Below are 18,269 nucleotides of genomic sequence, written 5' to 3'. Positions count from 1 at the left end.
GCTCTCCTCGGGGGCTCGGCCTGCTCAGGGGCCATCTCCCCGGCATCGCCGCCTTCAACCACCGGCCGGTCGTCCGCGTACGGTCCGAGACCGCGTACGGTCCGAGACCGCGTACGGTCTACGGCTCCGCGCGGACCTCTTCGGGGTTGAGGTCGGGGCGGAGCCCACGCCAGGACGCGTGCAGCAGCATCCCGTCCAGGGTCCAGCGGGAGAACTCGACCTCGCCGACGAGCCAGGGTTCGACCCAGCGCGCCCTGCGGGCGTACTCGCGGGGGACCTCCATGGCGTACGGGCTGGTGGATCGCTCCAACGGGGTGAGGATCTTGTGCAGGTCGTCCAGCACCGCGTCCGTGAACCCGGTGCCGACGTGCCCGACGAACCGGAGGCCGCCGTCCTCGTAGACGCCGAGCAGCAGGGATCCGACGCCGCCCTCCCGGCGGCCCTGCCCGGCCTTCCAGCCGCCGATGACGACGTCCTGCGTACGGAAGTTCTTGATCTTCCGCCAGTCGTCGACCCGCCGGCCGGGCCGGTACGGGGAGTCCAGCCGTTTGGCGATCAACCCTTCCAGGCCCTGCTCCCGCGTGTAGGCGAGCAGCTCTTCGAGCTGGTCCCCGGCCGAACCGGGCAGGTACGGCGGGGCCTCGATGGGGCCGGCCGCCAGTTCCAGCTCGTCGAGCAGGGTCCGCCGGTCGCGGTAGGGCAGGTCGTACAGCAGGTGGCCGTCCAGGTACAGCAGGTCGAAGGCGATGAAGTGCACCGGTACTTGGCGGGTCAGCAGGGTGTCCGGGTGCTCGACGTGCATGCGGTGCTGCAGGCGCTGGAAGCTGGGCAGGCCGCGCTCGTCGAAGGCCACGACCTCGCCGTCGACGACCGCCGTCTGGCCGGGCAGGAGGTCGGCGAGGGCCTGCAGCTCGGGGTAACGGCGGGTCGCGTCCAGACCGCGGCGGCCGACCGCGCGGACCCGTCCGCCGGAGACGTAGACCATCGCGCGGACGCCGTCCCACTTGAGCTCCAGGCCCCAGCGGTCGGCGTCGTCCGGTAGCTCGCCCGGGGTCGCGAGCATCGGCTGGACATTGGAGGGCATGGGGTCACCCATACGATCATTTTCCCCATGTCGCTCGAACCTGACGCCATGCCGTCCGGTGGTTTAACCGGCCGGACACGGTCTCGTGGGCGCGCCCAGGTCCGTCCATGGCACGGCGCGAACGGCCCGCTCACCCCGGGGACACTTCGTGTGGCCCCCGACCTGCGCATACATTCGGGTTATCGCATTTCGGACGGCCCTGCCAGGTAGATCGGCAGGCCGGAGGGTAGGGACACCTCATGCGCAGCATCTGGAAGGGCGCGATCTCGTTCGGGCTCGTCACGATCCCGGTGAAGCTCTACTCCGCCACCGAGCAGCGTGACGTGGCCTTCCATCAGGTCCACCGCGAGGACGGCGGCCGGATCAAGTACAAGCGCGTCTGCACCGTCGACGGCGACGAGGTGCCGTACTCCGACATCGCCAAGGGGTACGAGCTGCCGAGCGGGGAGATGGTCGTCCTCACCGACGAGGACTTCGCCGACCTGCCGCTGTCGACGAGCCGCCGCATCGACGTCCTGCAGTTCACCCCGCTGGAGCAGGTCGACCCGATCTACTTCAACAAGACCTACTACCTCGAGCCGGACGCCCAGGGGGTCAAGCCGTACGTCCTGCTGCGCGACGCCCTCGAGGACTCCGACAAGGTCGCGGTCGTCAAGGTCGCGCTCCGGCAGCGCGAGTCGCTCGGCACGCTGCGGGTACGGGACGGCGTCTTCGTCCTCGAGACGATGCTGTGGCCGGACGAGGTACGTGAGACGGACTTCCCGTTCATGGAGGAGGACGTCGACGTCCGCCCCCAGGAACTGCAGATGGCGTCCTCGCTCATCGACACGATGACGAGCGACTTCGACCCGGGCGAGTACAAGGACGCCTACCGTGAGGCACTGGAGTCGGTCATCCAGGCGAAGGTCGAGGGCCGGGAGGTCGTGTCGCCGGAGGCACCCGAGGAGGCGCCGGCGGGCGCCGACCTGCTCAGCGCGCTGCGGGCCAGCGTCGAGGCGGCGAAGAAGGGCCGTACGGACAAGGGCGACGGCGCGGAGCGCAAGACGGCCGGGTCCGCGAAGGCCGGGTCGCGCGCCGGAAAGGACGGCGCGGCGAAGAGCGGCCGCGGCACGGGCGGTGCCAAGGCCGGAACCAAGACCGGGACCAAGAAGACCGCCGACACCAAGGCCAAGGCCAAGAGCGGGACCCGCAAGACGGCCTGACCGGTTCCGTAAGAACCGGGCCGCCGGGCCGGGAATGAAGATCCCGTCGGATGCGTTGGTGACCCCTGTAAGCTCAGTGATTCAAGTTCAGGCGCGCATCTCGCGCCGACGGCCGGCTAAGAGCCCGCGAGTCCCCCAACCTCGCGGCACCTCTCGAGGCGGGCCATTTCCGAGAGGTTCTTACTTGACTGACGGTCCTTCGACCCTGCCCACTTTCGCCGAGCTCGGCCTGCCGGCCCCCCTCGTGTCGGCGCTCGAACGCCGCGGCATCAACGCGCCGTTCCCCATCCAGGCCGCCTGTCTCCCCGACGCGATCGCCGGGCGTGACGTACTCGGTCGCGGCCAGACCGGATCGGGCAAGACGCTCGCGTTCGGCCTGCCGATGCTGGCCGGGATCGCCGGCGAGCAGGCCGCCCCGACGCGGCCTCGCGCGCTCATCCTCGTCCCCACCCGCGAACTGGCCATGCAGGTCCAGGACGCCCTCGCCCCGCTGGGCCGCAGCCTCGGGCTGCACACCAAGACCGTCGTCGGCGGCATGTCGATGACCAAGCAGATCCAGGGGCTGCGCCGCGGCGTCGACGTGCTGGTCGCCACCCCGGGGCGGCTGACCGACCTGATCGAGCGCCGCGAGTGCTCGCTCGCGGACGTGCGGATCACGGTCCTCGACGAGGCCGACCACATGTGCGACCTGGGATTCATGCCGGCGGTCTCCAAGCTGCTCGACCAGATCCCCTCCGACGGCCAGCGGCTGCTGTTCTCCGCGACCCTGGACGGTGACGTCGACAAGCTCGTCCGCCGCTATCTGCACGACCCGGTGACCCACTCGATCGCCCCGGCCGCCGCGCCGGTGGAGACCATGGACCACCACCTGTTCATCGTCGACCGCGCCGAGAAGCAGAACGTCCTCGCCGAGGTCGCCGGCCGTGAAGGCCGCACGATCATGTTCGTCCGCACCAAGCACGGCGTGGACGCGCTGGCCAAGAAGCTCGCCCGCGTCGGCGTCCGCGCCGGCGCTCTGCACGGCGGCAAGACCCAGTCCGCCCGCACCCGTACGCTCGCGGAGTTCCGCGAGGGCAAGGTCGGGGTGCTGATCGCCACCGACGTGGCCGCCCGCGGCATCCACGTCGACGACGTCAGCCTGGTCGTGCACGTCGACCCGGCCGCCGACCACAAGGACTACCTGCACCGTGCGGGCCGCACCGCCCGGGCGGGCGAGCGCGGCACCGTGGCCACGCTGGTCGCCCACAACGAGGTGCGCAACACCGAGCGGATGATGCGCCGAGCGGGCGTGCGCGCGCTGCGGTCGAAGGTCACCGTCGGTGACGACGCCCTCGTCCGCATCACCGGGGCGCAGCCGCCGAGCGGCATCCCGGTCCCGCCCGACCCCGAGCCGCGTCCGCAGCGTCGCGGGCCGCGTCCGGCCGGCCGCCGCGACCGGCGTCCCGGCGGGCGGTTCGAGGGCCGTGGGGAGCGGCAGGGCGGCCGCTTCGACGGTGAGTACCGCGAGGGCGGCCCGGCGGAGCAGCGTGACGGCGAGCGCCGCGAGGGCCACCGGCAGCGGCGCGAGCCCCGTTCCGGCGGCATGCCGGGCGGTGGCCGTCCCGGCGGCCGTGGCGGCGCCGCACGGCACGACGGCGGCCGGGCCGCCGGTCGGCACGACGACCGCCGCCCGCGCCCCGAAGCGGCGCGCTGACGACGACGCGGGGCCCCGTACCAGGAGGTGCGGGGCCCCGCTCGACTCAAGATCAGGTCAAGGCGGGCGCCCCGGATCATGCCCCGCGGTCCGGTCACGAGTCCACGCGGTTATCGTGGAACCGCATTCGGTAGCTGAAGAGAGGAGGCAGCGGCGGCTCCTCTCCGACCGGACGGCCGGAGTCCCCACCGCGAGCAGGATGAGCACACCGATTCCGCAATGGCCGGGCGAGTTGGTCCGGCTGGGTGACCGTGAAGTGTTCGTGCGAACGGCGTCATCACCGCGCGCGGACGCCGAACCGGCATTGTTCGTGCACGGGCTCGCGGGCTCCTCGGCCAACTGGACCGACCTCATGGGACTGCTGTCCGGCGAGCTCGCCGGCGAGGCGGTCGACCTGCCCGGATTCGGCCAATCTCCGCCGCCGCCCGACCGCGACTACTCCGTCGACGCCCACACGATCGTCGTCGCGCGGCTCATCGAGAAGCGCGGCCGGGGGCCGGTCCACCTCTTCGGCAACTCCCTCGGCGGCGCCATCGCCACCCGGCTCGCGGGCACCCGTCCCGATCTGGTGCGCTCCCTCACCCTGATCTCCCCGGCGCTGCCCGACCTGCGGCCGAGATCCGGTCCCGCGCGGATCCTCGCGGCCACCGTGCCCGGCGTGGGCCCCTGGGCCGTCCGGCGGCTGGCGACGCTGCCCGCCGAACAACGGGTGCAGGGCACGCTGGAGATGTGCTTCGCGGACCCGACCGGCCTGCACCCCGACCGGCTCATGGAACTCGTCGAGGACGTACGCCGCAGGGACGGGCTGACCCACAACTCCGAGGCGCTGATCGCGTCGTCGCGCGGCATCGTCACCGCCTACATGCGGCGCTCGCTCTGGCGCTACGCCGCGCGCGTCATCGCGCCGACCCTGGTGATCTACGGACGGCACGACCGGCTCGTCGACCCGCGGATGGCCGCCCGCGCGGGCCGGGTGTTCAAGCGCTCCCGCGTCGTCGTGCTTCCCGACGTCGGCCACCTCGCGCAGATGGAGCGGCCCGAGACGGTGGCACGGGAGTTCCGTGCGATGCTCGAGGACGCCCACCTGCGCCTGCCCGACACCACCGCCGGCTGACGGGGCGGGAACGGGCGCCCGCACGCGGCCGACCGGCACCCGTCGGCCAGAGGCGGGGAGCGGGAATGCGGAGCCACATGACAGAGTTGTGATGGTCCAGGACGACGGCGTCCGCATCACCGTTCCCGCACGCGCAGGAGACAACCGTGTCGTTGCCACCACTGGTAGAGCCCGCCAGCGAGCTCTCCGTCGACGAGGTCCGGCGCTATTCGCGTCATCTGATCATCCCGGACGTCGGGATGGCCGGGCAGAAGCGGCTGAAGAACGCCAAGGTGCTGTGCGTGGGCGCGGGCGGGCTCGGCTCACCGGCGCTGCTGTACCTCGCCGCCGCCGGCGTGGGCACCCTCGGCGTCATCGACTTCGACGTCGTCGACGAGTCCAACCTGCAGCGCCAGATCATCCACGGCCAGTCCGACGTGGGCCGGCCGAAGGCCGAGTCGGCGGCCGCCTCGGTCCGTGAGATCAACCCGCTGATCGACGTGGTCGTCCACAACGAGGCGCTGTCCAACGACAACGTCATGGACATCTTCAGCGGCTACGACCTGATCGTCGACGGCACCGACAACTTCGCCACGCGCTACATGGTCAACGACGCGGCCGTGCTGCTGGGCAAGCCGTACGTCTGGGGATCGATCTACCGCTTCGACGGCCAGGCGTCGGTGTTCTGGGCCGAGCACGGTCCCTGCTACCGCTGCCTCTACCCCGAGCCGCCGCCGCCCGGCATGGTGCCGTCGTGCGCCGAGGGCGGTGTCCTCGGCGTGCTCTGCGCGTCGATCGGCTCCATCCAGGTCAACGAGGCGATCAAGCTGATCGCCGGGATCGGCGAGCCGCTCGTCGGACGCCTGATGATCTACGACGCCCTCGAGATGACCTACCGGAGCGTCAAGGTCCGCAAGGACCCCGAGTGCCCGCTGTGCGGCAAGAACCCCACGATCACCGAGCTTCTCGAGGACTACGAGGCGTTCTGTGGCGCGATCTCCGAGGAGGCCGCGGACGCGACCAAGGACTCCACGATCACCGCGCCCGAGCTCAAGGACCTGCTCGACACCGGGGACATCTTCCTGGTCGACGTCCGGGAGCCCAACGAGTACGAGATCGTGAACATCCCCGGCGCGACGCTGATCCCGAAGGGCGAGTTCCTGTCCGGCGCCGCCCTCGAGCGGCTGCCCCAGGACAAGCGGGTCGTCCTGCACTGCAAGTCCGGAGCCCGCAGCGCCGAGTGCCTCGCGATCGTCAAGAACGCCGGGTTCTCCGACGCCGTGCACCTCGGCGGCGGCGTGCTGGCCTGGGTGAACCAGATCGAGCCGGACAAGCCGTCCTACTGATCGGTCGCGACGCCGGAACCGACGAGGAGAGGCCCGGGGGGCGCCACGCCCCGGGGCCTCCTGCGTCCCACTGGTGCACCCACGTCTCAGTTCTGACCGGCTGTGAGGGATCGCCCAGTAACCTTGTCAGATATGGCGCGAACCTCCGATCCGAGCTGGCCGACGACCGGGCCCGGCGGATGGGAGGCGTGGCGCGGACCGGAGGAGCCACCCCCCGAACCCGTTCCCTGGTACGCCCGCCGCCGCCTCTGGCTGGTGGTGGCGGTCCTGACGACGGTGGGGTACGTCGCGGTGGGCGTCCTGTCCACCGCCCGGGTCTACTGGGAGTTCCACCGCAAGCCGAACGCGTGGGAGCTCTACCGCGCGGCGGGCGAGGAGGTCCGGAACCGCTGGCGCACCTGGCCCGCCGAGAAGATCTTCCCCGACTCCGTCCCGTACACCTCCGAGCAGGGCGGGATCGAGCACGCCGGCCGCGTCGGCATCGCCCCCGAGCGGGGCTGTGACACCGGCATCGACTCCATTACCGCGGCGGTCCTGGTGAGGTACGGCTGCCGGGCGCTGCTCCGCGCGACGTACATCGACCAGATGCAGGGCATCGTCCTCACGGTGGGCATCGTCGCGCTGCCCGACGACCGGTCCGCGCGGCTGGCGGGGGAGTCCGTGGCGCCCACGGATCCCAGCGTGCCGGGGCCGTTCCTGCACGCCCTGGCGTTCCCGCAGACCATCGCCGCCCGGTTCGCCGACACCGCGCGGCAGTTCGCCACGGCCGACCGCGTCGGCCCGTACGTCGTTCTGACCGTCGCCGGACCGACCGACGGCCGGCCCGCCTCCGCCGTGCGCAAGCCGCACGGCGGCTGGTTCCAGCTCGCACCCGAGGTCGGCCGGAACATCGCCGGCGCCCTCGCACAGCCCGTCCAGCCCGACTGCGCCGAGAAACAGGAGTGGAAGTGCTGAGGCGCGCGCTGACGGCGGGCCTGGCGCTGACGGTCGCCCTGTTGCCGGCACTGCCGGCCGCCACCGCAAGGGCCGACGACGTGCGCGCCCGGGAGCAGTGGGTGCTCGACGCCCTCGGCGCCCCACAGGCCTGGCGTACGACCAAGGGCCAGGGCGTCACCGTCGCCGTCCTCGACACCGGGATCGACGGCTCGCACCAGGACCTCGCCGGCACGGTGACCACGGGTCCCGACTTCATCCGGGACGTCGCGCCCGCTCCCGGCCGGCTCCACGGCACCTGGATGGGGTCGCTGATCGCCGGGCACGGGCACGGACACGGGGCGGGCGACGGGGTGATCGGCGTGGCGCCCGAGGCGCGCCTGCTCTCGGTGCGGATGATCGCCGACCCGGACGAGAAGGACTACAAGGCGTTCCGCAGCGCGCCGGAGTACCGTTCGGCGCTGCCGAAGGCGGTCCGCTACGCGGTGGACCACGGCGCCGACGTGATCAACATGTCCCTCGGCGGTCCGAGCGCCGGCACCGACGAGCGCGCCGCCATCGCCTACGCGATCTCCAAGGGCGTGGTCGTGGTCGCCTCGGCCGGCAACGACGGCGATTCCAAGAGCTCCAAAAAGGTCGACAAGGACGGCCTGACGCGGCTGTCCTACCCCGCCGCGTTCCCCGGCGTCATCGCGGTCGCGGCGGTGACGCGCCAGGGCGTCGCGGCGAAGTTCTCCGACCGCAACGCGAGCGTCCAGGTCGCCGCGCCCGGCGCGGACGTCGTCGGCGCCGGGCCGGGCGACCACTACTGGGTCGGCGAGGGCACGAGCCAGGCCGGCGCGCTCGTCTCGGGCGTCGTCGCGTTGATCCGGGCCCGCCACCACGACATGCCGCCCGCGCTGGTCGCCCAGGCGATCACCGCGAGCACCAAGGGCCGCCCGGCCGCCGGGTACGACGAGAACGTCGGCTTCGGCGAGGTCAACGCCCCCGCCGCCCTGGCCGCCGCCGACCGGTTGCAGGGCTATCAGCTCAGCGCGAACGGCAAGACCGGCCGGTTCGACGACGGGCCGATGCGGCCGGTACAGGTCGAGCGGCACCCGCCGGGGCTGGTCTTCCTGGGCGGCTGGATCGGCGTCGCCGCGCTCTTCGGGTTCGCCGGCGCCCTGACGACGACCGTGCTGTACATCCGGCGCGTACGAGCCCGCCACGGATCGGAGGACGACGGTGCGGGGTGACCCGACGGAGTACGCCGAACGCGTCCTCGACGTCGTCGACCGGATCCCGCCGGGCCGCGTCATGGCGTACGGCGACATCGCCGAGTTCCTGGGCGAGGGCGGACCACGGCAGGTCGGCCGCGTGATGGCGCTGTGGGGCGGCGGCGTGCCGTGGTGGCGCGTCCTCCGGGCCGACGGCTCACCTCCGCCCGGCCACGAACAACGCGCCCTGAAGCACTACCGCGCCGAGGGCACCCCCCTCCGCGGCGACCGCGTCGACATGCGCCTGGCCCGCTGGACCGGCGACACCGCCGAAGCAGGCTGAACACAGACGAAGCGGCCCCCTCCTGAGGAGGGGGCCGCTCTGGTGTTACGCCGTTCAGGGCCCGTCGGTTGACGGGTCAGGGACGGCGCTCACCGAACCGCTCGGCCGCGGTTCAGCCGTGGTCAGCTGTTGAGCTCGTCGCGGAGGCTCGAAGCGGCGCCCTGGACGTCGCTGCGGGTCTTGGCGGCGCCCTGCTGGATCTCGCTCCGCGTCCGGGAAGGCGGCTGGTCGGCACGCCGGCTCGCGCGGCTCGCGTTCTGGCGGGCGCTGTTCAGCGACGACCCCGAACCGGACTTCTTGAAGTTGGCCATGTCGGGTCCTCTCGGTTGTAGGTGGTGCCTCCGGAACAGAGACACGCTCAGGGGGACACAGTCCTCCAACCGGCCGGATCGGCAACTGCCACCATGGAATTTCACGGCCGCGTTGCGCCAAAGAAGCGGCCCCCTCCTGAGGAGGGGGCCGCTCTGGTGTTACGCCGTTCAGGGCCCGTCGGCTGATGGGTCAGGGACGGCGCTCACCGAACCGCAGTTCCGGCCGCGGTCCAGCCGCGGTCAGCTCTGGAGGTGGTTGCGGAGGTTCTCGGCGCCCTCCTTCATCTCCTGCCGGGTCTGGGACGGCCTCTTGCCGGCCTGCCGGAGGGCGCTGTTCTGCTGCTGGGCGGCGGACGACGTCGCCGACCGGACACCGGACTTGTTCATCTTGGGCATGATGGTCCCTCTCAGTTGTCGTGGTGCCTCTGGAACAGGGCACGCTCTAAGGGGATACGTCCGGCCATTGCTCGGATCGGCAACTGCGATCGCGAAGGAAGCTTCAGTCCGTCTCGCTGCGGAGGGCGGCCGCGCGGGAGCGGGCGGCCGCCATGGCCTCGTGGTAGCGCGTCTCCCAGTCGGAGGCGTCCGCCGGGATCTCGGCGACGACGTGCCGCCCCAGCTCCAGCCCATCGGTGACCTGCCGGACGAACACGACCGTGACGCCGTCCTGCAGCTCCGTCGCGGCTTCCCAGTCCGGCAGCCGATCCAAAGCCGGCCGGCGGAAGGCGGCGAGGAGAAGCGCGACCAGCAGGACCGCGACCAGCAGGACCGCCGGGAGTGCGAGGACGCGCATCGGAGCCTCCTACCGGCTCGGGAGCGAAACGTGGTCGTTGCCCGGCGCGTACACCGTGATGCCCTTGGGCAGCGCCTTGAGCTTCTCGATGTCGGCGCAGGTCGGGCACTTGTTGTAGCCCTCCTGGCGGGCCCGGTTGGCCTCCGCCTCGGCGCGGGCCTGCGCGACCTGGGCCTGCGACTCCGTGACCTTCGCGAAGGCCGCCTGCGCGCTGTCCACGGCCTGCTGCACCTGCTCCGGCAGCGTGATGCGGGCCAGGTTGAAGTGCAGGTTCGTCAGGAAGGGGAGCCCGAGGGTCTGCTCCAGGTCCTGTTCGAGGCTCGTGTTGATCGCGTTCTGCACCTTGGCGATGTTGGCGTTGTTGCTCTGCACCTTCAGCGACGTCTGCTGCTGCTTGCCGCCGGAGTTGTTCTGCACCAGGGCGCAGGAGGAGACCAGTTCCGCGCAGCGGAAGCTGTTCACCTGCGTGCGGAGGTCGTTCTCGATGACGGGCCGGACGATCTGGTCCAGGAACCCGGACCAGCCCTCGTCACCGTCGTAGGCGTACCGCGTCTTGCCGTCCGCGCCGGTGAACTTCCGCGTCCCGAACTTGTCGTCGAACTTCCGCAGCGTCGCGTGGTCGAGGTTCAGGGTGAAGTAGAGCGTGCCCTCGATGCCCATGTTGACGCCGTCGCTGCTCGGCACCGTCACGACGTCCACGCCCGTACGGTCGCCGCGCCCGGAGTCGGAGGTGATCGTGTAGAACCGTTGCTGCGCGGGGTACTTGTGGGTGTGCGACCACCACCCGATCCAGGTCAGCCCCGACCCGGGGTCGATGATCTGGCGGATCCTGTTGTTGTCGAACATCCCGCCGTTGCGGACGACCGCCACCTCGCCTCCGGAGGTGCGCTCGAACGACCCGAAGAAGCCGTTCAGCGTCGGCACCGCGACGACCAGGAGCACCACCGCCGCGACGATCGCCTTGCCACGGCTGATACGCCCCAGGGGGCGAGGAATCTTCTTCGAACCGGCCACCGACACTCCCGAAAAGGCTGATGAAACGGGATCAATCCGTACGTCAGACGCCAGACCACAGAACCCGGTTCCGCTCCGATGCTACCGTCGCTGTCGCCCTCACAAAGCGGTCATAAAGGGCGCTCTGCCGTCACTGACGACGGCAGAGTGTCCACGCCGACGGCGAGGTGGTCTCATGTCCTCGGACCCTCGCCCCGACCGCGCGAAAACCCGGTGACACCGCGACCCCGAGAACTGATTCTTGATGTCAGCCGATGGGGAGGAGGGCCCGCATGACTGAGCAGGCCTTCGACGCGGACGGGTTGTTCGACGACGACTATCTGCACTTCTTCGCAGAGCCGCTGGACGACCGGGCGGACGCCGAGACCGACCTGATCTGGCGGCTGCTCGACCTGGAGCCGGGCATGGAGGTGCTCGACCTCGCCTGCGGGCACGGCCGGATCGCCAATCGACTGGCCGAGCGCGGCTGCCGGGTGACCGGCCTGGACGCGACTCCGGCCTTCCTCGAACGCGCACGGCAGGACGCCGAAGCCCGCCGGGCACCGGTCGCGTACGTCGAGGGGGACATGCGGTCGCTGCCCTGGGAGCGGCGGTTCGACCGGGTGGTCAACTGGTTCACCGCGTTCGGCTACTTCGACGACGAGGACAACCGCCGGGTCCTCACCGAGGCGGCACGCGTCCTCGCGCCGGGCGGCAGGTTCGCCGTCGAGCTCAACAACCGGGACTGGATCATCCGCAACTTCCAGCCCGCGTCCGTCATCGAGCGGGACGGCGACCTGATGATCGACCAGCGCACCCTGGACCCGTTGACCGGCCGCGCGGTCACCGAACGCACGGTGGTCCGTCAGGGCCGGGTCCGCCGGATTCCCTTCTTCGTGCGCATGTTCACCTTCACCGAACTTCGCGACTGGCTCCTCGCCGTCGGCTTCCGCACGGTTACCGGCCATGGCGACGAGGGCGGTCCACTGACTCCGGACAGCCGACGAATGATCGTCGTCGCACGGACCTGACGGCTCACCGACGGCAAGGAGGCCATGCCGGCGGCACAGTGGGGGTGGCTGCTTAGAATCCCGCCTATGCGGCGGACCAGTAGCACGGTGGTGGTGGTTGCAGGGGAGGGGGCGGACAAGGTCGTGTCCGGGCTCGTCGGCCTGCACAACGTACGGGCGCTCGTCGCCGGGGATCGTACGCCCGCCGAGCTGAGCAGGGCGATCGCCGGCGCCGGCACGACCTACGTCGTGCACGACGCCGATCCGCTCGGCGACGTCCGTGACGCGTGGGTGGATTTCTTCGACCAGGCCGCGCCGCACGGCGGTCTGGAGGTGGCCATCGAGTCGGCGTTGGGCGGGCTGGCCGCCGAGCGGCTGCTGCTGCCGGACTACTACGTCGTCCTCGACCCCGAGGGAATGTCGCCGACCCTGCGGCACTGGTGGCTGGGCGTGCTCGCGGGCGCGGCGCCGAGTCGGGTGGTGCCGGCCGCCGCGTCCGTCGCCGCGGTGAGTGACGCCCTGGCGCACCTCGCCGCGGGCCGCTGGTGGCCGGCGGACCTTCCCGGCTGGCTGCGCGGCCTGCCCAAGGTCGTCCCCGATCAGATGGGCCTGCGGTCTTCGCCGACCGATTGAAGGCTCAGGAGAACGACCTGACACAAGGGGTCAACGCGGCCGTGCGCGGTCGGCTTCAGTTCTCGTCTGATCGTGCCCCCTCCTTCGTTGATGGGCTCGCTGATTTGTCCGATATAGGTCAAAGGCGGCGGTAGGACTACATTGGGCCCTACGGTGATCTCCACGCGATAGACGGGGGATCACATGTTTTCTCACTGGACGGCGAAAGCCGGTGGAGTGCTATTGCTGGGCGTCTGTATGTCCATCGGACCGGTCACGGCGGCGGACGCCACCGCGCCGCGTCCACCGGCTGCGGAGACCGGAATCGAGGTCTACCGCGCGACCGACACACAGGCGCAGGCGGCGGAAGACTATTGGACGCCCGAACGGATGCGCGCGGCCACTCCCATCGACGATACGTTCGCCGATCCCCGAAGCACGGCGACGACGGAACCCATGTCCGCCGCGCTACCCAAATCCAGGCTGCACCGCATGGGTAAGATCTTCTACCATTTCGGGGGACACAGCTTCAGTTGTTCCGGCACGATCGTCACCAGTCACGGTCGTGATTCCATCCTTACCGCCGGGCACTGTCTGCGGCAGATCGGCGGGACGGAGGTCGGTAATCTCCTCACGGTGTTCGTTCCGGGGTACGGGAGCGGACCGGACATGACCCCCTACGGCAAGTGGGGCGTACGGTCGTGGCACGTCCCGGGCCGGTGGATCGACCTGCTGGGGCGCTCGAATCCGAGCTACGACTACGGCGTCATCCAGGTGAAAAAGCACAAGAACGGCCGTATCCAGGACGTTCTCGGAGCGGACAACTACAAGCTGAGCGCCGGCTGGAAGAACGAGGTCTACCTCATCGGGTATCCGAGCAAGTACAACTACCCGGTTCTGTGTCACGCCGTCACGTCGAAGAAGGACATCAAGGGGCACAAGTCGGCGTACAAATTCTATTGCAACGACTACTCCGACGGCGTCAGCGGATCCGGCCTGCTCCTCGCGCACGGTGATAACTGGATCACCGGTGAAGGCACGATCATCGGCGTGCTCGGCGGCCACCACCAAGGTGGAGATCCGAAGAAGGACGGCGACGCTTCATTCGCCACTCGCCTCGACAAGGACTTCCAGAAATTCTGGCTGGCCAACTCGAAGTGACGCCTTCCCTTCACGTGGCGATCGCTTCGTGGCGTACCGTACCCTGGCGTCGTACTAACAGGGGGGCCCGCACATGAGCGATATGCAGACGGACGCCACCGATCGTCACGTGAAGGACCCGACCTGGCTTCGCTGGCAGTGGGGAACGGCGATCGCCGGCTCGGCGCTCTTCGTCGGCGCGTTCCTCATCCTGATCGCCCTGTTCGATCCGGAGACCGCTCGGCACGAACTGCCCTATGACCTGGTGCGATTCGGCGCGGTCGGACTGGTCGCCTTTTTCGTCTGGTTCGCCGCGTGGTTCTTCCCTCCGGTGAAGGGAAGGCGTCTGATCAGACGGATCGTCCTCGGTGTGTCTCTGGCCGTGGTCGCGCTCGGGTCGCTGTGGGTCATGACCCGGTTGTGATGCTCTCCGGCCCTCCCAGACAGGGCCTCAGGTCGCGGGGTCGCCTGACTCCCCCAAGGAACAGGCAGAGGGCGGCGACGAGCAGCCCGCACAGGGCGGCGAGCAGGTGGCCGAGGGCCCAGACGGTGTGGTTGGAGATCACCGGCCAGACCACTCCGACGGCCAGCGCCGCGATGCCGGCCACGAGCCACCAGCCGCGCATCAGCAGGACGGCCGCGACGCAGCCGGCCACCATGATGTAGCTCACGCCGACGTCGGTCGTGTGCGCCAGGCGGTGCGACGCCCGGCCGGTCTCGATCGCGTGGAGTTCCACCAGCGCGGTGAGCAGGCTGCCCAGGACGTGGCCGGAGAGACAGATGAGGATCATGCGGGGCGGGCCGTACCGCCGCTCCGCCCAGGCGACCACGGTGACGAACGCGAGGATGTACAGCGTCAGGCCCGCGCCGCGGTCCGCGACCCACAGGGCGCTGTCGGCCAGCACCGCGATCGGGGCGTGGTGCAGCCGGACCAGGTTGGTGCTGTTCATGCGGGTGAGCACGTCGATGAGGTGCGGCGGTGTCGTCCGCTGGACGAGCGTGAATGCGGTGAAGACCACGACGTAGGCGAACGTCGCCGGCGCCGACAAGATCCAGGCGTGCAGCCACCGCGTGTACGGGGACAGTCCGTCCACGGCGCGCCGCGCGCCGGGCCAGAGCAGGCTGAGCCAGCACAGGAAGTACCAGGCCAGCGCGAGGATCGACACGGCCAACAGGATCATCGGCGCCCCCCGACATCGGTGGCCCCACCGGGGCCCGTGGCCGCCGGTGCCGGTCCTGCGGAGCGCGTCCACCGCGGCCACATCGACGACATCACCGCAACCCTGTCACGATCACCCCCGATGATCTGCTGCAATCACATATGTGTCAGCAGCGTCCTACCGCCTCGTCCGCCGCGCCGGACCCGCGCAGTCGCCGCCGCCGGCGCTCGACGAGCACCAGCGGCGGGTCGTCGCGCACGCGGGCGGGCCGCTGCTCGTCCTGGCCGGGCCGGGCACCGGCAAGACCACCACGATCGTCGAGACGGTCGTCGACCGGATCGAGAACCGCGGCGTCGACCCGGAGCGGGTGCTGGTCCTGACGTTCGGCCGGAAGGCCGCCGGTGAGTTGCGGGAGCGCATCACCGGCCGGCTGCGGCGCACCACGCGCACGCCGCTGGCCCTGACATTCCACTCGTACGCGTACGCGCTGCTGCGCCGGGAGGCGGTCCTGGACGGGGAGGAACCGCCCCGGCTGCTGTCCGGTCCCGAGCACCTCCTCGAGGTCCGCCGGCTGGTCCACGGCGAGGTCGCGGACGGCGCGCGGGACTGGCCGGCGCGGCTGCACGAGACGCTGAAGACACGGGGGTTCGCCGAGGAGCTGCGGGACTTCATCCTGCGGGCCGCCGAGCGCGGCCTCGGACCCGCCGATCTGGTCACGCTGGGCCGCGGCCATCACCGCGACGACTGGTACGCCGCCGGTCGCTTCCTGGACCGGTACGAGCAGCGCTTCGACGTCGACCCGATCATCGCGTACGACTACGCGGAGCTGGTCCGGGCCGCCGCCGGGCTGCTCACCGACGAGGACGTACGACGGCGGGAGCGCGCGGCGTACGACGTCGTCCTGGTCGACGAGTACCAGGACACCGACCCGGCGCAGGAGTACCTCCTCCAGCAGCTCGCCGGGGGCGGGCGGGACCTCATCGTCGTGGGCGACCCCGACCAGTCGATCTACGGGTTCCGGGGCGCGGACGTGCGCGGGATCCTGGAGTTCCCCCACCGGTTCCGTACGGTGACGGGGGAGGAGGCGCCCATCGTCTCCCTGCGGACGTGCCGCCGCATGGGCCCGGTGATCCTGGAGGCCTCCCGCCGGGTCGCCGCGCGGCTGCCGCTCGGCGCGCTGGCGGGGGAGCACCGCGAACTGCTGCCGGTGGAGGCGGCCGACGACGACGGCACGGACGCGCGGGCGGTGCGAGTCGTCGAGGCGGACAGCGCCAACCAGGAGGCCGCGCTGGTCGCCGACGAACTGCGCCGCGCCCACCTTTTGGAGAACGTCCCCTGGTCGCGGATGGCCGTGCTCGTCCGGTCCGCCGTGCGGCAGGTACCACCGCTGCGCCGCGCGCTGGCCGCCGCGGGCGTGCCCGTGGTCGTGGCCGGCGACGAGGTGCCGCTGGTCAACGAGCCCGGCGCCCGGCCGTTCATCGTGCTGCTGCGCGCGGCGTTGCGGCCCGCGCTGCTCGACGAGGAGGCCGCCGAGGAGCTCGTGCTGGGCCCGCTGGGCGGCGCGGACGCCCTCGGCCTGCGGCGGCTCCGCCGCGCCCTGCGCGACCTGAGCATGCTGTCCGGGGACGAGAAGGCCGACGCGCTGCTCGTCCGCGCGCTGAACGACCCGCGTGAGCTCCTGCTCATCCACCCGAAGGTCCGCGAACCGGCCGAGCGCGTCGCCGGGCTCATCGCCCTCGCCCGGGAGACCGTACGTGGCGGTGGCGGGGCCGAGGACGTCCTGTGGGCGGTGTGGCAGGAGAGCGGCCTGGCCGACCGGCTCCTGGAGCAGAGCATGCGCGGCGGGGCCCGCGGCGCGGCGGCCGACCGGGACCTCGACGCGGTGGTCGCGCTGTTCGACATGGCGGCGCGGTTCACCGACCGGCTGCCGCAGGCCGGCCCGGAGGTGTTCCTCGACGACCTGGCCTCGCAGGAGATCCCCGGCGACACCCTGGCCGAGCAGGCCCCGCAGGGCGAGGCGGTGCGGATCCTCACGGCGCACCGGTCCAAGGGCCTCGAATGGGACCTGGTCGTCGTCGCGGGCGTGCAGGAGGGCCTGTGGCCCGACCTGCGGCTGCGCGGCTCGCTGCTGGGCAGCGAGGAGCTGATCGAGGCCGCCACCGGTGTCGCGGAACCGGACAGTACGGGTGCTTCACTCGCGGCGAAGATGCTGGAGGAGGAGCGGCGGCTGTTCTACGTCGCGGTGACGCGGGCCAAGCGGCGGCTCGTCGTGACCGCCGTCGGCGGGGAGGACGCCGAGGACCGGCCGTCGCGGTTCCTCCGTGAGCTGGTCCCCGACCCCGCCGAGCACGCCCAGCTCGACGAGCGCACCCGGTGGCTGTCCCTGCGCGCCCTCGTCGCGGACCTGCGGGCCGCGATCGCCGATCCGAAGACGCCCGCGCCGCTGCGCCAGGCCGCGGCCGGGCACCTGGCCCGGCTCGCCCGCGCCGGCGTCCAGGGCGCCGACCCGCGCGACTGGTACCCCCTGACGGAGCTGTCCGATCCCGGGCCGGCGTTCCGTGAGGACGAGACGCTGGTGCTGTCGCCGTCGCAGGTCGAGACGTTCGAGAAGTGCGGCCTGCGCTGGCTGCTCGCCTCCTGCGTGGGCGCGGAGGACGGCGGCGCGGGGGAGTTCGCGACGATGGGGCGGGTCATCCACGCGGTCGCCGAGCTCGTCGCCACCGACGAGGCGGTGAACGACACCGACATCGCCAAGCGGCTCGACGAGATCTGGGACGACCTGGACTTCCGCAGCGCCTGGTACTCCGAGAAACAGCGCGAACAGGCCGAGAAGATGATCGACAAGTTCCTGGCCTGGCACGACCGCGCCGACGCCCGCGAGGTCGTCTCGATCGAGGAGCCGTTCAGCATCGACCTGGGCCGCGTCGTGATCCGCGGCCGGATCGACCGCGCCGAGCGGGACGGCGACGGCCGGGCCTGGATCGTCGACATCAAGACCTCCAACTCGCCCGTACGCGAGGACGACCTCGCCCGCCACCCGCAGCTCGGCGTCTACCAGCTCGCCGTGATGCTGGGCGCGTTCGCCGACAAGGGCCTGATCGAACCGGGCGGGGCCGAGCTGGTCCAGGTCGGCAAGGGCTCCTACGCCGCCCGGGTACGCGTCCAGACGCAGCAGCCGCCGTCGGCCGACGAGGACCCGCAGTGGCCGCGTAAACTCGTCGACCGCGTCGCGGAGGGCATGGCCAGCCCGGTCTTCGAGGCCCGCCGCGACGACCACTGCCGCACCTGCCCCGTACGCGGGTCCTGCCCGGCGCACGACGACGGCGGCCAGGTGGCGCCGTGACCGTCCCGTACGACCGG

At 71.2% G+C, this 18,269-nt stretch carries 18 protein-coding genes; 12 read left to right on the top strand and 6 right to left on the bottom strand.

What is annotated here, in order from left to right:
- Positions 1–118 precede the first annotated feature (118 nt).
- Positions 119–1,096: a non-homologous end-joining DNA ligase gene (gene ligD, locus AB0L00_RS06585; protein ID WP_364429327.1), complete on the bottom strand. Its 978-nt coding sequence runs from the start codon at positions 1,094–1,096 to the stop codon at positions 119–121.
- Positions 1,097–1,323: 227 nt separating this feature from the next.
- On the opposite strand from ligD, the gene AB0L00_RS06580 reads away from it, so the two are divergent.
- The 7 genes from AB0L00_RS06580 to AB0L00_RS06550 all read left to right on the top strand — a co-directional run bounded on the left by AB0L00_RS06580 (position 1,324) and on the right by AB0L00_RS06550 (position 8,890).
- Entirely contained in the window at positions 1,324–2,286 is a 963-nt protein-coding gene (locus AB0L00_RS06580; RefSeq protein ID WP_364429324.1) for a Ku protein, read from the top strand.
- A gap of 184 nt (positions 2,287–2,470) precedes the next feature.
- Complete coding sequence (locus AB0L00_RS06575) at positions 2,471–3,979, top strand: DEAD/DEAH box helicase (RefSeq protein WP_364429321.1); 1,509 nt, start codon at positions 2,471–2,473, stop codon at positions 3,977–3,979.
- A 199-nt stretch (positions 3,980–4,178) separates the two neighbouring features.
- Positions 4,179–5,093, top strand: coding sequence for an alpha/beta fold hydrolase (locus tag AB0L00_RS06570; protein WP_364429318.1), 915 nt, complete (start codon positions 4,179–4,181; stop codon positions 5,091–5,093).
- 146 nt (positions 5,094–5,239) lie between these two features.
- Positions 5,240–6,418, top strand: coding sequence for an adenylyltransferase/sulfurtransferase MoeZ (moeZ, locus tag AB0L00_RS06565; protein ID WP_364429315.1), 1,179 nt, complete (start codon positions 5,240–5,242; stop codon positions 6,416–6,418).
- Between the two features lie 132 nt (positions 6,419–6,550).
- Complete coding sequence (locus tag AB0L00_RS06560) at positions 6,551–7,372, top strand: hypothetical protein (RefSeq protein ID WP_364429313.1); 822 nt, start codon at positions 6,551–6,553, stop codon at positions 7,370–7,372.
- Positions 7,366–8,586 carry a S8 family serine peptidase gene (locus tag AB0L00_RS06555; protein ID WP_364429310.1) on the top strand — a complete coding sequence of 407 codons (1,221 nt, stop codon included), beginning with the start codon at positions 7,366–7,368 and terminating at the stop codon, positions 8,584–8,586. Before AB0L00_RS06560 ends, AB0L00_RS06555 begins: the two co-directional genes overlap by 7 nt.
- Entirely contained in the window at positions 8,576–8,890 is a 315-nt protein-coding gene (locus tag AB0L00_RS06550) for an MGMT family protein (protein ID WP_364429308.1), read from the top strand. The genes AB0L00_RS06555 and AB0L00_RS06550 overlap by 11 nt, the downstream gene beginning before the upstream one ends.
- Before the next feature lie 122 nt (positions 8,891–9,012).
- Here the strand turns inward: AB0L00_RS06550 and AB0L00_RS06545 are convergent, their stop codons facing one another.
- The 4 genes from AB0L00_RS06545 to AB0L00_RS06530 form a co-directional block, all read right to left on the bottom strand.
- Entirely contained in the window at positions 9,013–9,201 is a 189-nt protein-coding gene (locus AB0L00_RS06545; RefSeq protein WP_364429305.1) for a hypothetical protein, read from the bottom strand.
- Positions 9,202–9,441: 240 nt separating this feature from the next.
- Positions 9,442–9,588, bottom strand: coding sequence for a hypothetical protein (locus tag AB0L00_RS06540; protein ID WP_364429302.1), 147 nt, complete (start codon positions 9,586–9,588; stop codon positions 9,442–9,444).
- A gap of 112 nt (positions 9,589–9,700) precedes the next feature.
- Positions 9,701–9,994, bottom strand: a complete 294-nt coding sequence (locus AB0L00_RS06535) for a hypothetical protein (RefSeq protein WP_364429300.1) — start codon at positions 9,992–9,994, stop codon at positions 9,701–9,703.
- Between the two features lie 9 nt (positions 9,995–10,003).
- On the bottom strand, positions 10,004–11,008 hold the full coding sequence (locus AB0L00_RS06530) for an SPFH domain-containing protein (RefSeq protein WP_364429297.1): 1,005 nt from the start codon (positions 11,006–11,008) through the stop codon (positions 10,004–10,006).
- A 272-nt stretch (positions 11,009–11,280) separates the two neighbouring features.
- Between AB0L00_RS06530 and AB0L00_RS06525 the strand changes: the two genes are divergently transcribed.
- The 4 genes from AB0L00_RS06525 to AB0L00_RS06510 all read left to right on the top strand — a co-directional run bounded on the left by AB0L00_RS06525 (position 11,281) and on the right by AB0L00_RS06510 (position 14,173).
- Positions 11,281–12,018 (top strand): methyltransferase domain-containing protein, encoded by a 738-nt coding sequence (locus AB0L00_RS06525; protein WP_364429294.1) that lies wholly within the window; start codon positions 11,281–11,283, stop codon positions 12,016–12,018.
- Positions 12,019–12,084: 66 nt separating this feature from the next.
- Complete coding sequence (locus tag AB0L00_RS06520; protein ID WP_364429291.1) at positions 12,085–12,630, top strand: hypothetical protein; 546 nt, start codon at positions 12,085–12,087, stop codon at positions 12,628–12,630.
- Between the two features lie 237 nt (positions 12,631–12,867).
- Positions 12,868–13,770 (top strand): hypothetical protein, encoded by a 903-nt coding sequence (locus tag AB0L00_RS06515; protein WP_364429288.1) that lies wholly within the window; start codon positions 12,868–12,870, stop codon positions 13,768–13,770.
- A gap of 73 nt (positions 13,771–13,843) precedes the next feature.
- Complete coding sequence (locus AB0L00_RS06510; RefSeq protein WP_364429285.1) at positions 13,844–14,173, top strand: hypothetical protein; 330 nt, start codon at positions 13,844–13,846, stop codon at positions 14,171–14,173.
- On the opposite strand, the gene AB0L00_RS06505 is transcribed toward AB0L00_RS06510, so the two are convergent.
- Entirely contained in the window at positions 14,157–14,930 is a 774-nt protein-coding gene (locus AB0L00_RS06505; protein WP_364429282.1) for a rhomboid-like protein, read from the bottom strand. The two genes, AB0L00_RS06510 and AB0L00_RS06505, sit on opposite strands and share 17 nt — an antisense overlap.
- A gap of 142 nt (positions 14,931–15,072) precedes the next feature.
- Between AB0L00_RS06505 and AB0L00_RS06500 the strand changes: the two genes are divergently transcribed.
- Complete coding sequence (locus tag AB0L00_RS06500; protein WP_364429279.1) at positions 15,073–18,252, top strand: ATP-dependent DNA helicase; 3,180 nt, start codon at positions 15,073–15,075, stop codon at positions 18,250–18,252.
- Positions 18,253–18,269: the final 17 nt, after the last annotated feature.

The organism is Actinoallomurus sp. NPDC052308 (assembly GCF_040679195.1).
GTDB lineage: Bacteria > Actinomycetota > Actinomycetes > Streptosporangiales > Streptosporangiaceae > Actinoallomurus > Actinoallomurus liliacearum.
The sequence above is the reverse complement of the archived record's forward strand: the minus strand, read 5'-3'. Positions and strand labels throughout refer to the sequence as shown.

Excerpts from the sequence above, each read along its gene's own strand:
- ligD (WP_364429327.1), bottom strand. The coding sequence starts at position 1,096 with ATGGGTGACCCCATGCCCTCCAATGTCCAGCCGATGCTCGCGACCCCG.
- AB0L00_RS06580 (WP_364429324.1), top strand. The coding sequence starts at position 1,324 with ATGCGCAGCATCTGGAAGGGCGCGATCTCGTTCGGGCTCGTCACGATC.
- AB0L00_RS06570 (WP_364429318.1), top strand. The coding sequence starts at position 4,179 with ATGAGCACACCGATTCCGCAATGGCCGGGCGAGTTGGTCCGGCTGGGT.
- AB0L00_RS06560 (WP_364429313.1), top strand. The coding sequence starts at position 6,551 with ATGGCGCGAACCTCCGATCCGAGCTGGCCGACGACCGGGCCCGGCGGA.
- AB0L00_RS06545 (WP_364429305.1), bottom strand. The coding sequence starts at position 9,201 with ATGGCCAACTTCAAGAAGTCCGGTTCGGGGTCGTCGCTGAACAGCGCC.
- AB0L00_RS06540 (WP_364429302.1), bottom strand. The coding sequence starts at position 9,588 with ATGAACAAGTCCGGTGTCCGGTCGGCGACGTCGTCCGCCGCCCAGCAG.
- AB0L00_RS06535 (WP_364429300.1), bottom strand. The coding sequence starts at position 9,994 with ATGCGCGTCCTCGCACTCCCGGCGGTCCTGCTGGTCGCGGTCCTGCTG.
- AB0L00_RS06525 (WP_364429294.1), top strand. The coding sequence starts at position 11,281 with ATGACTGAGCAGGCCTTCGACGCGGACGGGTTGTTCGACGACGACTAT.
- AB0L00_RS06520 (WP_364429291.1), top strand. The coding sequence starts at position 12,085 with ATGCGGCGGACCAGTAGCACGGTGGTGGTGGTTGCAGGGGAGGGGGCG.
- AB0L00_RS06515 (WP_364429288.1), top strand. The coding sequence starts at position 12,868 with ATGTCCATCGGACCGGTCACGGCGGCGGACGCCACCGCGCCGCGTCCA.
- AB0L00_RS06510 (WP_364429285.1), top strand. The coding sequence starts at position 13,844 with ATGAGCGATATGCAGACGGACGCCACCGATCGTCACGTGAAGGACCCG.
- AB0L00_RS06505 (WP_364429282.1), bottom strand. The coding sequence starts at position 14,930 with ATGATCCTGTTGGCCGTGTCGATCCTCGCGCTGGCCTGGTACTTCCTG.